We start from the raw sequence: 13,238 nt of genomic DNA on the forward strand, positions 1-13,238 counted from the left end.
TGCCCCGGTCAGTAGTCCTCGTCGCTGTCCGAGGCCGACCGGCCGCGGCCGATCCTCGTCAGGTGCACGCGTCGGGCCAGCCGGATCATCGGCCTGATCAGCAGCTCGATACTCCCGAGAAGAAACAGCCACGTTCCGGCCACAGTGGTGCTTTCGTGGAAGAACAAGATGCTGCCGATGATGAACCACACTGCAATCAGAATGTCGTTGATAATGCTGACGACTTCCCATCGCTGACGGATCACGAGTTCTTCGTGCCCGATGGTCAAGGTCAGGTCGTTCATCGAGTCTCCTCCTGCAGCGGGGTGTTCGGTCCGGTTACCCGAATTTCCCTACTCGAACACCGACCTCTCCCACTCCACCTGTGAGGCCATGTGCAGCAGCTTTGCCCGACGGGTCTCGTTCGTTTCGCCGATTCGGGCTATACGTCCGTAGACGTGAGCACGAAAGTCGTTGTGATCGCTCTGGTTCTGTTCGGCAACGCCGGCGGTGATGCAGTTGTGCAGCAGTGCCCTGAGATTGTCGTACTCTTCTCGGGGCACTGCCGGCCACGAGTTGACGACGAGTCCGGTGAGCTGTTGTCTCTGATGCGCGCGTCGGACCCTGGTCTTGTCCGGATGGATCGTGAAGCCTTCGTCGTGGGCGATCTGGGAGGTCAGCCACAGCAGTCTGTCGATGTCGATATCCGCACCGCCGGAGAACGCCAGGTCGTCTGCGTATCGGCTGTAGCGAGCTCCAACAGATCGGGCCAGTCCACTGGCTCGGATATCGAGTTGTCGCGCAGCGAGATTCGCCAACGCAGGAGACGTGGGCGCACCCTGCGGCAGATGTGTGGCACGAAGTCTCGCTGCGGTGGGACGGTCCATCCCGATCAACTCGCCGGCGGGGGTGACCGTCGTACACAGCGCTGCGAGATTTGCCGCAACCCTCCGTGGGTAGCCGACCGCCTCGAAGATCGCGACCACTCGATCGAAGCCGATGGACGGGAAGAAGCGTCGGAGATCCACCGAGATCACCACGTCGCGTTCGGCGTGGGGCATCGCAAAGGTTCGCGGGCTCCGCGCCTTTCGAAAGCCGTGCGCCGCCGGATGCGCCGGTATTCGGTCGAGGATGCGGCGCAATATCTTTCGCTGGATCTCGCGCAGTCGCGGTTTCGGAACCTCCAGCAGGCGGATTCCCTGCCGCTTGTCGAGTCGCGCAGACCGATAGTGCTGCAACGGGAACGGTGCGGTTCGGAGTCTGCCCTGCAGATCGGCGAACCATTCGATTTCGGAGATCGTCAGGTCGAGGGATCGCGCGAGCTGACCGGTCGTTTCGTAGCGCGGCACCTCGAATCGCCAGGGTTTGCGGCCGGTGCGCACTTGCGGTCGCTGCGAAGACCTCGAAGGCTCCGAGATGAACGGAAGGTCGCGCAACAGAACGAATATCGATGCCTCGTCGAACGGCGGGCTCGGATACAGATTGATGATGCGATCGGCCAACCACGACGCCTTTTCAGGCGTGAGACGCGCAAACGCGACCTCGAGGCCCGATCGCGTCCATTCGGCATCGGCCGCCAATCGAGCCAGTGTCGCAGCGGCCCGTGGGGACAATTCGCGTTCGGTCATGGACGGCTGTCGATCAGGTGAAGCGCTGTGACATGCAACGGCGCGGGGCGACCGAAATCTTTCGTCCTCGGAGCAGTCAAGCACGCGAAGCGTGCCGAGCTGCTTCGGACGCAGTGATCGATTCTCGTGCTGTACCCAGGGGTTGCCCCTGAGAGCGGAGCCCGCGGAGCGACCCAAAACACTGAGACCGGTCCCGCGGACCAACTCTCGCCCGCACGCCGCTGCATACCTCCACCATGCCAAATCGACGCCGGTCTGTCAGCGGGATACGCGACATCTCACCGGCTGTGCGATACCCATGCGGGTATGCTCGAGATTGTCACCCTCGACAACCGAAGGATCGGAACATCATGACCGAATTGGCCATCAGCACGCGAGTGAGCACCACGTTCGAGGACACTGTGGACGCCACTCGAAAAGCGTTGTCCGAACAAGGTTTCGGCATCCTCACCGAAATCGACATGCAGGCCACGTTGAAGTCGAAGATCGACGCCGACATCGAACGCTATGTCATCCTCGGTGCCTGCAATCCGCGATTGGCGAAGGGAGCGATCGATACGGATCGGCAGGTCGGGTTGCTGCTGCCCTGCAACGTAGTCGTCCGAGCCGACGGAGGCAGCACGATCGTGGAGGCGATGAATCCGCAGGTCATGGTCGGATTGTCCGATGCCTCCGGACTTGCCGACGTGGCCGACGAGGCCACTGCGCTGCTGCAGGCGGCAATCATGACGTTGGGCGGCGACAGCGCCGTCGTGTGAACGACCACTCGACCTGACCGCTATACCCCCTTGGGTATAGTGGAGTCAGGTGTTCGAGTGACAGAGGAGAAATCATGTGTAGAGCCGTCACGTGCAAGAAGTGCGGAAAGACGACGTGGGCAGGGTGCGGCCAGCACATCGACCAGGTGATGCGGGGCGTTCCCTCGTCGAATCGATGCAAAGGTCACGATGCCGATCCGCCGTCTCCAGGGTTCCTGTCCCGCATGTTCTCCAGAAAATAGTCCTGCCCACCCCGTTCCATTGCGGGGTGGGCAGAAGATTCTCAGGCGAGGGCGAGAAACAGCTTCTCGAGTTCCGCTTCGCTCATCTTCTCGCCTGTCTCCGCTCCCGTGATGCACTCACGGAGTCCGGTGGCAACGATCTTGAAGCCTGCCCGGTCGAGAGCCTTCGACACCGCGGCCAGCTGGGTGACGACATCCTTGCAGTCACGACCGCTCTCGATCATGGCGATCACCCCTGCAAGCTGACCCTGCGCACGCCGCAGACGGTTCAATACCAATGCGATGCTTTCGGTGTCACCGGTCATGTCGTTCAGTCCTTCGTTCGATGAAACTCCAGTTTACCCCTAGGGGTAAGAGTGGTCGTGGTGGCCGAAGCCGTACGGCCTCGGCCACCACCGTGTTGCTCTGGATCGGTGACACTCAGCTGTGCGAGAAGCCGATCTTGGGGAGTACCGCACGCAACCACGCGGGTGACCACCATGCGGCGTGGCCGGTCAAGCGCAACAACACCGGCAGCAGAACCAAGCGGATGAGAATCGCGTCCAGCAATACGGCGACACCCAGAATGATTCCCATCTCCTTGGGTGGCAGTGGTTCGGCGAGCGCGAACGAGAAGAACACCGCGATCATCACCGCTGCCGCCGCGAAGATCACCCGACCCGAATGCGCCATTCCGTCGACCTGAGAACCGTGCGGATCACCGGTGTTCTCGTAGTGTTCCTTGACGCTCGACAGCAGAAACACCGTGTAGTCCATCGCGATTGCGAAGATCATCGCGAAGAAGAACACCGGGCCCCAACCGTTCAGGAATCCCTGCGGCGTGAATCCGAGCAGCGACGAGCCGTGACCGTCCTGGAAGATCAGCTTTGCCACACCGAATGCCGCTCCGGTGGACAGCAGGCTGACCACGGTCCCCAGCAGGGCGATCAGCGGTGCCTGCAGCGCGATCAGCAGCAGCAGGAATCCGAGCACGAGGATCACCGACACCACGATCGGCAGATACTCGTTCAACGCGGTCTGCAGGTCCAGGTTCTCCGCGGGTGCACCGCCGACGATCGCTCCCTCGGGCAGCTCGGCGCGCAAGGCGTCGAGTGTGGTCTCGAGCGCGGGGTCCGACGGGTCCACGTTCGGGATGGCCTGCAGCATGACGAAGTCGGATCCGTCCATGGCGGGCATGGGCGGCGTCACCATCGATACGCCGTCGACGCTCGCTGCGATCTGCGCGGTCTGCTCCGCCTCCGATGTGGGGGCGATGATCTGCAGCATTCCTGGTGCACCTTCACCCATCTGTGCCTGCACCAGTTCGTAGCCCTGCCGGACCGGAGCGTCCTCTGGCACAACCGAAATGGACGGCATGGCGACCTTCAGGCCCAGAGCCGGAATCGACAGCGCCACCAGAATAAACAGCGAGCCGATGGCGAACGGCCACGGATGCTTGTGCAGCAACTGACCCCAGGACGCGAATTTCGGCGAACGGTGCACTTGACGCTTCGCGTACGGGAGGGAGCCGGCATTGACCTTGGCTCCGAGCTTGCCCAGAACTGCGGGGAGCAGTGTGAGGGTGGCCGCGAGCACGAACACCACCGCGAGCATGATGCCCACGGCCATCGTGCGTACCGCAGGCGCCGGTACGAGAAGTACGGCAGACAAGCTGATCAGCACGGTCAGACCGGACAGCAGGACGGCTTTGCCTGCCGTGTCCATCGTTTCTGCCACTGCACGCTGCGGGTCGATCCGTCCGGCGTCGATGGTCTTTCGGAGCGCATCCCGGAATCGAACGACGAGGAAGAGCGCGTAGTCGATACCGAGCGCCAGCGCGAACATCATCGCAAAGTTCATGGCCCACACCGAGATCGGCGTGATCTCGTTCAGCAGGACCAAGCCACCCGCGGATGCGACCAGACCGGCCAGCGTCAACAGCAGGGGCAGACCTGCCGCGACGAGCGATCCGAACGCAAGCACCATGATCGCCAATGTGACGGGCCAGGAGATGATCTCGGCCTTGATCATCGCGTCGTGGTTGGCCTTGTTGAAGTCACTCCACAGCGCCGATGCTCCGGTCGGGTAGACCTCGATCGAGTCCGTGGAGGCTGCGGTCAAGTCACCCTTGAGATCGTCGACGGCCTTCACCATCTCGTCGGTCGTCCCGTTCGCTCCACCGATGAGGATTCCGGTGTGCCCGTCGGGACTGATCGACATCCCCGGTTGCGGGGGGATCACCTCGGAAATCCGCGAGTCAGCGGCCAGAATGTCGGTGACCTCGGAAATGACCGCCGCGACAGCGGGATCCGTCACCTGCTCGGTGTCCGAGTGCACGACCACCTGTATCGCGGCAGAAGAGTTCCCGCCGAAGTGCTCCTGTGCGAGTTCGCGAACCTGGACCGACTCCGATCCGTTGGATTGCCAACCGGCACCGGCGAGAGAGCCGAACACCGACGGGGCAAACGCTCCCAATCCGATGATGACCACGAGCCACGCGGTGACCACCCACTTGAAATTGCCTGCCATGCGCGCGCCGAAGCGCGCCAACGGCCCCCCGGTGATCCCTGGCGGCGAGCTGTCTGCAGAACTCTCGTCGGTTCGAACGTCCGTAGAACTCACTGTGTGTCCTTAAAGGTCGGGGGCGGTATCCGAACGGTAGCACGGTACCCCCGGGGGTATCAATGACACCCGAGCTTGTACCCCCTAGGGTATACATGAACAACACCGTTCACTCAGAGAATCGAGCATCTCCTCATGTCATGTGCTGCAAGATCCGTCCGCCCGAGTATCGATCGCGCAGTACCGGCATTGGCAGGCACCGTGGTGCTCGCGAGCCTCGCGCTCACCCGACTACACGACCGTCGATGGCAAGCACTGACGGCGTTCGTCGGCGGAAACCTCGTGTTCTACTCGGCAGTGGGATGGTGTCCGGCGAGTCTTGTGATGCGACGATTGGGCATGGAGCAATCGACACCGTGCGCGAAGCCATGAATCGACGGCATGACAGGTGGCAGCGATACTGGGACAACCAGTCGGTCCACTACGACAAGCACATGAACTTTCTCGACCGCGTTCTGTTTGGACACCCGATCCTGGATCTGCTCTCGAGCCACCGGCGAGGTGCTCGAGATCGCGGTGGGAACCGGCCTCAACCTCGACCACTACCCGGAGCGGACGGCCTTGACCGGGATCGAACTGAGCCCGGACATGCTGGCGCGCGGTCGAACTCGTGCAGAGTCGGTGATGCCCGATGCCAATCTGATGCTCGGCAATGCACATGAACTGGAGTTCCCCGACGCATCGTTCGACACCGTCGTGTGCACCTTCTCCCTGTGCGCGATCCCCTCACCCGACGTCGCTCTCGCGGAAATGACACGAGTGCTGCGGCCCGGCGGAACCCTTCTGCTGGCCGACCACGTCCCCTCGTCCTTGCGGGTCGTTCGATGGCTCCAGCGCCTGGTCGAATTGGTCAGCATCCCCGTGGGCGGTGAGCACTTCCTGCGACACCCATCGCTCGCACTTGTCGGCGACGACACCTTCACCGTCGAGGACATCGAAAGATTTAACCTCGGACTCGTGGAGCGTCTGCAGGCGCGAAAGCGACTGTGACACAGCCTGACACGGATCATGGAGTCGAATCGTCGGTGGCATCCGTTCGATCATGCAGTCATCGAGGCTGTCTCACCGACGCCGCACAGTGACGCACCTACGATGGCGGCCCATCGGGCGATCGCGCTCGATGGGCCGCCGATCTACGCCCCTCGTGGGAATCCTCACCCCCTGAACGCGGTGTGAATTCCGACGAGGGGCGTGAATTCGAATGTCTCGGGAACCGGACGAGGCGGAACTGCGTCCAAGAACATAGGTGTTCTCGAGGAATGGACGACAGCGATGCACAGGGCACGTCGATGGCTCCCGGCAATGGCGATACTTCTGCTGCTCACGGGCTGTGCAAGCGCTACAGGGGACGACGCGACTCCGACCGCGGCCAGCACTACCATCGCAGCACCCACGATGCCATGGGATCCCTGCACCATCCCCGACGAGGCCATCGAGCGAGCGGGATTGAACGCCGAGACAAAGGAATCGGGGATATTCGGACGCGATCAAAATGGATTCAAGATCTGCGGCTGGGAGAACCAGCCGACGGCGAGCAAATACTACTTCTCGATATTCGTGGGTTTGAAAGGTCTCGACTACATAGGCGATGCGACCACCTTCGACCGACTCCAGCCGACTCGAGTGGGAACGCGGGACGCCACCCAGTACCAGCAGGTCGGTGCCGATGCATCCCTGAATTGCGCCCTTGCCTTCACGGTTGGAGCCGAATTGATCATGACGACGCTGAACACGAGCGCACTGGCCGATTCCCTGCAGTACGACCCATGCACAGAACTCAGTGAACTCGTAGTCCGGCTCGATCCCGAGCTCCCGGGCTAGAAGTGTCGAAATGAAGGATGCCGAAACCGTGACCGATTCACAGCCGGACCTGATTGCGTACTGGCGAGATCTCAATGCCCAAGCCGACGACGGCACTGTCACCATTCCCGCCGACGTTGCCGCGAAATGCGATGCGGCCTGTGCCGCCTACCTTGCGCACCTCGACAAAATGAAAATTGACGCGACGAAGCTGAGCATGACGACATCCTGGGGCGACCTCAAGTCCGCTCAGGATCTGCAGGCGAAGTTTCTCAGCCTGGCCACCGGCACAGATCGCTCTCTCGACATCATTCTTCAGCAGCACATCGACGTCATCGAATCGATGCGGATGCTTTTCCGTCGCTACTTTCAAGAGACGTCCGACACCGATGAGCGAACGTCGGCGAACATCACTGCGCTGACTCCGGAGAACTGATCGACCGCAACGCGAAAGGGGTGGCTCCAACCTGACCTGACAGTTCACCATCGACATCGATGCGCGGGAAGTCGCTGATCGGATGCGACGGTGAACGCTCAGGTGCGGGCTGGTCAGCCTCCGTGTGCCTCGACGGCCACGGGCTGCCATTCGCGCCAGCTCGCGAGTCGCGATTCGTAGTCCTTCGTCGCGATCTCCAGCGGAGCCTCGCCGAAAAAGACTCGCAGCGGCGGCTTCTCGGCGTCGACGACCTTCAGCAGAGCCGACCGCGTTGCACTCGGATCACCGGGAGTCGCCTGCCGGGCGCTGCGCAGCTTCGTGGCTTTGTCCCGAACCGGGTCGTATGCGGCGATGTCGGTGGACTTCTTCGCAGACGGGCCGGACCAGTCGGTGGAGAATCCGCCCGGCTCGATCAGCGTGACGTGAATGCCGAAGTCTTCGACCTCCTGCGCCAGTGCCTGGCTGAATCCTTCCAGGGCCCATTTGGAGGCGTGGTACGCACCGACGTTCGGGAACGCGGAAATGCCGCCGATGGACGACACCTGCAGAATGTGGCCGCTGCCCTGCGCACGCATGAACGGCAGTGCGGCCTGGGTCACCCACAGCGCACCGAAGACGTTGGTCTCGATCTGCGCGCGGGCGTCCTCTTCGGACAGTTCCTCGATCATGCCGAACTGGCCGTAGCCGGCGTTGTTGATCACGATGTCGAGTGAGCCGAACGTCTCGTGAGCCTGCTGCACGGCCGCGAAGTCGGCCGCCCGGTCGTTCACGTCGAGTTCGATCGGCAGAATCGCGTCCCCGTACTGCTCGACGAGATCCTTCAGCGTGTCGGTGTTGCGAGCCGTTGCTGCCACCCGGTCTCCGCGTTCGAGGGCCGCGATGGCCCACTCGCGTCCGAATCCCTTGGATGTGCCGGTGATGAACCACGTCTTCGGTGCCATGAATCCTGTCCCTCTCCATGTGCGGACAAAAGTAGGGACGACGTCCGCTGCAAACGCCTCTCGGCGAGTGGTCGCTCGAAGCGACAAATGGGGTGAGGCCCGGGGCTTGCCAAGCGAACGCCGTCGAAAGAGTCCAACGAGGCATGCCCGCCGACTATTCCCCCTACGTCAGCTGTGTTCGGTGATCATCACTGCCATGGTGTTCGGCTCCAGGGCCTCGAAGATGTGCGGCACGTCGCCGGGGTAGGCAACGTAGTCGCCCGGCACCAGTTCGACGGCCTCCCCCATCGGGCCCACCATCGCCCGTCCCGCGCTGAGCACCACATGCTCGACGACATTCGGCGAGTGTGGGTCCGAGCGCCTCGGTTCACCGACGTCGGCGCTGATCAGGTAGATGTCCCGTCGAGCGTTCGGTGGAGACGACGCCAGCAGCGTCGCTGTGTAGTCCGCTCTGTCCGACGCGAATCTCGGACCCTCCCCCGCACGAATCAGGCGGACCGATTGCTTCGCGGGCTCGACCAACCTGGAGAACGGCACGTCCAGGGTGACGCTGAGCGCCCAGAGAGTTTCGAGGCTCGGGTTCCCGGTACCCGATTCGAGCTGCGACAGAGTCGATTTCGCAATCCCTGCACGACGCGCAACTTCTGCGAGCGAAAGCCCCACGCGTCGTCGTTCCTGCTGGAGAGCGGCAGCTATTGCCGCGATCGGTGGACCGGTATCCGCCATTCGTTCACTCCATCGGTACGTTCGTTTGATTTGACGAACAGCCTAACATCGTCCACTATAACGACCATGCGTTCGACATGGCGAACCCTTCCCGGGGTCAACATCCGCGACATCGCGTTGGTCTGCCTGGCCGACGCTCTGGTCGGGGCATCGTTCGGTGCCATCTCGGTGGCAGCGGGTCTGCCCCTTTGGCTGCCGGTCGTGATGTCACTGGTGGTCTTCGCCGGGTCGTCCCAGTTCATCTTCGTCGGCATTCTGGCGGCAGGCGGCAATCCCGTTGCCGCCGTCGCCAGCGCGTTGCTCGCCAACACTCGACTGGTGCCGCTCGGCTTCTCCGTCGGCGAGGTCTTTCAGAACCTGTCGCCGGTCAAGCGACTGCTCGGCACCCACCTCATCACCGACGAGGCAGTCGCCTTCAGCGTTGCCGAGAAGGACGAGGGCAGCCGTCGAACAGCGTTCTGGCTGTGCGGGATCGGACTGTTCGTCACCTGGAACATCGGCGTCGTCATCGGCACGCTCGGCGGCGGTGCGATCACCGATACCGCCGCACTCGGTCTCGATGCCGCATTCCCGGCGATCCTGCTGGGACTGATCATGCCCGCGCTCCGAGACCGGGCCACCCGCAACGCAGCCCTCGTCGGAGCATGCATTGCGCTCGTCGCCTCGATGTTTCTGCCCAGCGGACTACCCGTGCTCTTGGCACTGGTCGCCGTCGTACCGGTCATGCTCTCCAATACTCCTGTTGCACAGAAGGAATCCGCATGAACCTCACGATTCCCCTGCTCGCACTGGTCATCGGCACCTACGCGCTCCGCATCGCCGGTCCGGCACTGAGAACCCGAGTCGCCATCTCACCCCGGATCGACAAGGCGATGACCACTGCCGTCGCCGTCATCTTCGTGGCACTGGTCGCCACATCGACCCTCCTCGTGGGCAAGGACTTCGCCGGATTCGCGTTGCCCGCAGGAGTCGCCGTTGCCGCCGTACTTGCCTGGCGACGAGCGCCGTTCGTCGTCATCGTTCTCGCCGCGGCTGCCACCACTGCGGGACTTCGATGGGTCGGCGTCAGCTGAGTCTGCAAGACTGGGGTGGTGTCCGAGTCCCCTGTCCAGTCCGTCGACCGTGCGATCGAGGTGCTCGAATACCTGGCCGACCACGGCGAATCCGGGGTTCAAGACGTTGCGGCGCACCTCGAGGTCCACAAGTCCACGGCCTTTCGCCTGCTCAGCGCACTGGAATTTCGCCGACTCGTCGAGCAACCGGGTGAACGCGGCAAGTATCGCCTGGGCATCGGCCTGATCCGCCTCGCCACATCCGTATCCGCTCAACTCGACATCACCCGCATAGCCCGACCGATCCTGCAGGAACTCGCAGACACCATCGGCGAGACCGTCAACATCGCTGTGCCCGACGGAAACGTCACGGTCAACATCGATCAGGTGCGGGGCGGCTCGTCGATCATCAGTCACAACTGGCTCGGCGAAAGGTCGGCTCTGCACGCGACGTCGAGCGGGAAAGCCCTGATGGCGTACGACGACTCGCTCCTCAAAGCCGGCGTCGACGGTCATCTCGAACTGTTCACCGCGAACACCATCACCACCAAGGCCGATCTGCTCGACGAGATCGAGACGGTCCGTGCCACCGGAATCGCCTACGCCCGTGAAGAGTTGGAGATCGGACTCAACGCGACAGCAGCCACCATCATCAGCTATGACGGTTCCGCGGTAGGTGCGATCACCGTCTCGGGTCCCGCCTATCGACTGGACGAGGACCGCCTCTCGGCGGCAGGGGTATCCGTTCTCGCTGCTGCGCAGCGCGTTTCGACGCTATTGGGCTGGTCCGGACACGCGTGATCCGACCCAGTCGTGGAACACCCTGATGTGATGCTCGGCCGGCACCAGCACGCCTCCGTCGCGATACATCCGTGACGACATCGCCGGCTGACACCGCTCGCACGCCTCGAAATCCTGCTCGTTGACGCGATGGAACAGCTCCACCGACTTGTCCATCGTCGCCGCACTGTGCGGATCTGCCACCACCGCAGGGGCATAGAGCCAATCGCATTCGACGACCGTCCGATCCGCAGACATCGGGAACATCCGATGGATGATGACGTGATCGGGAACCAGGTTGACGAACACCGTCGGCCTGATCGTGATCGCGTAGTACCGTCGATCACGGTCCTCGCTCACACCGTCGAGGGCGTCGAACCCATGGGAGCCGTCGACCGTGAAACCGGCTATGTCGCTGCCGAACTCGGCACCGTGGCCCACGTACGTCTGCGCTGCCATGCCATCGGCGAACTCCGGAAGCACCTCGGTGAGCTCGGGGTGAATCGTTGCGCAGTGATAGCACTCCATGAAGTTCTCGACGATGAGCTTCCAGTTGGCCTTGACGTCGTAGACGATCCGACGCCCCAGGGCGAGCGAGTCCATGTCGTACGAGTCGATGGCACCCACACCGCCGAGCCGTTCGCGAACATCACCCTGCACCGTGTCCTCGAACGACGGCACATCCTCGGCCACGCACACCCAGACGTACCCGAGCCATTCCCGAACGTGCACCTTTCGCAGCCCGTACTCCACCCGGTCGATCATCGGCATGTCGATCAGGTTCGGAGCTGCGATCAGTTTCCCGTCGAGGTCGTACGTCCATGCGTGATAGGGGCATTGGAAGTTTCGACGCACCGTTCCCGACTCCTCGGTGCACAGTGTCGCGCCGCGATGACGGCAGATGTTGAAGAACGCGGTCACACCGCCCTTTCGATTGCGACTGATCAGAACCGACTCTCGCCCGATTTGAACCGTCCGGAAGTTGCCCGGCTCGACGATGTCGTCCGACCTGATGGCACAGAACCACATCTGCTCGAATATCCGATCCTGCTCGCGGACGAAATATGCCGGATCGACGTAGGTGTCACCTCCCAACGTGGGAAGTAAGGTCGGCTCGGGATCCAACTCCGGCTCCAGCATCGTCATGCCGACACCACCTGGTCGGCAATCGATCGGGCGGGATCGAACAGCGCGATCGGGTGCTTCGTCTCGCCGTCGATCGCGAGGTCCGCGAGGACTTCTCCGATCACCGGAACGAACTTGAAGCCGTGCCCCGAGAACCCGCACGCCACCGTCACATTCGCGTGGTCCGGGTGCTTGGCGACAACGAAGTGCTCGTCGGGTGTCGTGGTGTACATGCACGTCCTGGCGTCCAGGTGTGGCCCGGACAGCGCCGGAAACGTGGTGACGATGCGCTGCTGCAGTCGTGCGATCTCCTCGGGATGCACTGTGCGATCGATGGTGTCGGGATCGCACGGCGTTCCGGCGCGGAAGAACGAGATCTTCACGCCGCCGCCCTCCCCGTCGATGGCCGGAAAGCCGTAGATCTGATCCGGCCCGTCGCCACAGATGTAGACCGGGTGGTGCGAACTGTCGAACGGTGCTTCACCGGACTCCGGGGTGATCCAGTGCATCACCTGCCGTTCGACCACCATCGGTACGCCGATCTCGGCCAGCAGCTTCGGTGCCCACGCTCCCGGTGAGATGACCAGTGCACCAGCGGTGTACGTGCCGGCGACCGTCGTGACGGTCACCGAGGAGTCGGTGGATTCCCAACCGAGCACCTTCTCGTCGTATCGCAGTTCGGCACCCGCAGCCTCGGCCAGATCGAGATGCGCGGCGACCGTCGTCTCCGGTCGCGCGATTCCCGCCTTCTCCTCGAAGAGGGCGAACTCGTCGGGCTGCAGCCGTACCGTCGGGAAGCGCCGCTGCGCCTCGGTGGGGTCGAGAACATCGTGCTTCAGACCCCACTTCTCCGAGGCACGCAGGCTACCGCCGAACGTGAGCCCGTCCGGCCTTCCCACATAGAGGCCTCCGGTTTCGGTGAACACGTCCCGTCCACTGTCCGAGGCGAGGTCGTGCCACAGTTCGTACGCGCGCAGGAGCAACGGTACGTAGGCCGGGTCCTCGAAGTACGACTGCCGGTAGATGCGGGAGCCACCGTGACTCGATCCCAGCGCATGCGCGGGACCGAACTGGTCGATACCCAGCACCCGCTGTCCGCGTCGGGCGAGGTGACAGGCGGCGGCGCTGCCCATGCCGCCGATACCGAGGACGATCACGTCATAGGTCATA

16 protein-coding genes are annotated in these 13,238 nt (G+C 62.9%); 8 read left to right on the forward strand and 8 right to left on the reverse strand.

The window, feature by feature from the left end:
- Nucleotides 1-8 precede the first annotated feature (8 nt).
- Both CH283_RS12455 and CH283_RS12460 read right to left on the reverse strand, forming a co-directional pair.
- Entirely contained in the window at nucleotides 9-284 is a 276-nt protein-coding gene (locus tag CH283_RS12455) for a YrhK family protein (RefSeq protein WP_094638482.1), read from the reverse strand.
- A gap of 48 nt (nucleotides 285-332) precedes the next feature.
- Nucleotides 333-1,607, reverse strand: coding sequence for a reverse transcriptase family protein (locus tag CH283_RS12460; RefSeq protein ID WP_094638481.1), 1,275 nt, complete (start codon nucleotides 1,605-1,607; stop codon nucleotides 333-335).
- 350 nt (nucleotides 1,608-1,957) lie between these two features.
- On the opposite strand from CH283_RS12460, the gene CH283_RS12465 reads away from it, so the two are divergent.
- Nucleotides 1,958-2,365 (forward strand): DUF302 domain-containing protein, encoded by a 408-nt coding sequence (locus CH283_RS12465; protein ID WP_094638480.1) that lies wholly within the window; start codon nucleotides 1,958-1,960, stop codon nucleotides 2,363-2,365.
- Nucleotides 2,366-2,648: 283 nt separating this feature from the next.
- Here the strand turns inward: CH283_RS12465 and CH283_RS12475 are convergent, their stop codons facing one another.
- Entirely contained in the window at nucleotides 2,649-2,912 is a 264-nt protein-coding gene (locus tag CH283_RS12475; protein WP_011331580.1) for a metal-sensitive transcriptional regulator, read from the reverse strand.
- A gap of 115 nt (nucleotides 2,913-3,027) precedes the next feature.
- Nucleotides 3,028-5,208 (reverse strand): MMPL family transporter, encoded by a 2,181-nt coding sequence (locus tag CH283_RS12480; protein ID WP_094638478.1) that lies wholly within the window; start codon nucleotides 5,206-5,208, stop codon nucleotides 3,028-3,030.
- Nucleotides 5,209-5,343: 135 nt separating this feature from the next.
- Between CH283_RS12480 and CH283_RS12485 the strand changes: the two genes are divergently transcribed.
- From CH283_RS12485 to CH283_RS12500, 4 genes are all read left to right on the forward strand, one after another.
- Entirely contained in the window at nucleotides 5,344-5,580 is a 237-nt protein-coding gene (locus CH283_RS12485) for a YgaP family membrane protein (protein WP_094638477.1), read from the forward strand.
- A gap of 87 nt (nucleotides 5,581-5,667) precedes the next feature.
- Nucleotides 5,668-6,198, forward strand: a complete 531-nt coding sequence (locus CH283_RS12490) for a class I SAM-dependent methyltransferase (RefSeq protein WP_255183195.1) — start codon at nucleotides 5,668-5,670, stop codon at nucleotides 6,196-6,198.
- A gap of 201 nt (nucleotides 6,199-6,399) precedes the next feature.
- Complete coding sequence (locus tag CH283_RS12495; protein ID WP_255183196.1) at nucleotides 6,400-7,029, forward strand: DUF3558 domain-containing protein; 630 nt, start codon at nucleotides 6,400-6,402, stop codon at nucleotides 7,027-7,029.
- A gap of 28 nt (nucleotides 7,030-7,057) precedes the next feature.
- The gene (locus CH283_RS12500; RefSeq protein WP_094638563.1) at nucleotides 7,058-7,444 is read left to right on the forward strand and encodes a hypothetical protein; all 387 of its coding nucleotides are present in this window, start codon (nucleotides 7,058-7,060) and stop codon (nucleotides 7,442-7,444) included.
- A gap of 113 nt (nucleotides 7,445-7,557) precedes the next feature.
- Here CH283_RS12500 and CH283_RS12505 read toward each other — a convergent pair whose 3' ends face one another.
- Together CH283_RS12505 and CH283_RS12510 are read right to left on the reverse strand one after the other, a co-directional pair.
- Nucleotides 7,558-8,385: an SDR family oxidoreductase gene (locus tag CH283_RS12505; RefSeq protein ID WP_094638475.1), complete on the reverse strand. Its 828-nt coding sequence runs from the start codon at nucleotides 8,383-8,385 to the stop codon at nucleotides 7,558-7,560.
- 168 nt (nucleotides 8,386-8,553) lie between these two features.
- Nucleotides 8,554-9,111: a helix-turn-helix domain-containing protein gene (locus CH283_RS12510; protein ID WP_068045319.1), complete on the reverse strand. Its 558-nt coding sequence runs from the start codon at nucleotides 9,109-9,111 to the stop codon at nucleotides 8,554-8,556.
- A gap of 66 nt (nucleotides 9,112-9,177) precedes the next feature.
- Here CH283_RS12510 and CH283_RS12515 point away from each other — a divergent pair, with 66 nt between their 5' ends.
- The 3 genes from CH283_RS12515 to CH283_RS12525 are packed head-to-tail and all read left to right on the forward strand — an operon-like array spanning nucleotide 9,178 to nucleotide 10,964.
- Complete coding sequence (locus tag CH283_RS12515; protein WP_094638474.1) at nucleotides 9,178-9,876, forward strand: AzlC family ABC transporter permease; 699 nt, start codon at nucleotides 9,178-9,180, stop codon at nucleotides 9,874-9,876.
- Nucleotides 9,873-10,184, forward strand: coding sequence for an AzlD domain-containing protein (locus CH283_RS12520; protein WP_068282078.1), 312 nt, complete (start codon nucleotides 9,873-9,875; stop codon nucleotides 10,182-10,184). The genes CH283_RS12515 and CH283_RS12520 overlap by 4 nt, the downstream gene beginning before the upstream one ends.
- An 18-nt stretch (nucleotides 10,185-10,202) precedes the next feature.
- Nucleotides 10,203-10,964 (forward strand): IclR family transcriptional regulator, encoded by a 762-nt coding sequence (locus CH283_RS12525; protein ID WP_094638562.1) that lies wholly within the window; start codon nucleotides 10,203-10,205, stop codon nucleotides 10,962-10,964.
- Here CH283_RS12525 and CH283_RS12530 read toward each other — a convergent pair.
- A complete protein-coding gene (locus CH283_RS12530; RefSeq protein ID WP_094638473.1) occupies nucleotides 10,938-12,089 on the reverse strand; it encodes an aromatic ring-hydroxylating oxygenase subunit alpha in 1,152 nt (383 codons plus the stop codon). The genes CH283_RS12525 and CH283_RS12530 overlap by 27 nt on opposite strands.
- Nucleotides 12,086-13,237, reverse strand: coding sequence for an N-methyl-L-tryptophan oxidase (solA, locus tag CH283_RS12535; protein WP_094638472.1), 1,152 nt, complete (start codon nucleotides 13,235-13,237; stop codon nucleotides 12,086-12,088). The genes CH283_RS12530 and solA overlap by 4 nt, the downstream gene beginning before the upstream one ends.
- Between the last annotated feature and the right edge of the window lies 1 nt (nucleotide 13,238).

It is taken from the genome of Rhodococcus sp. 05-2254-2 (assembly GCF_002259095.1).
GTDB lineage: Bacteria > Actinomycetota > Actinomycetes > Mycobacteriales > Mycobacteriaceae > Rhodococcoides.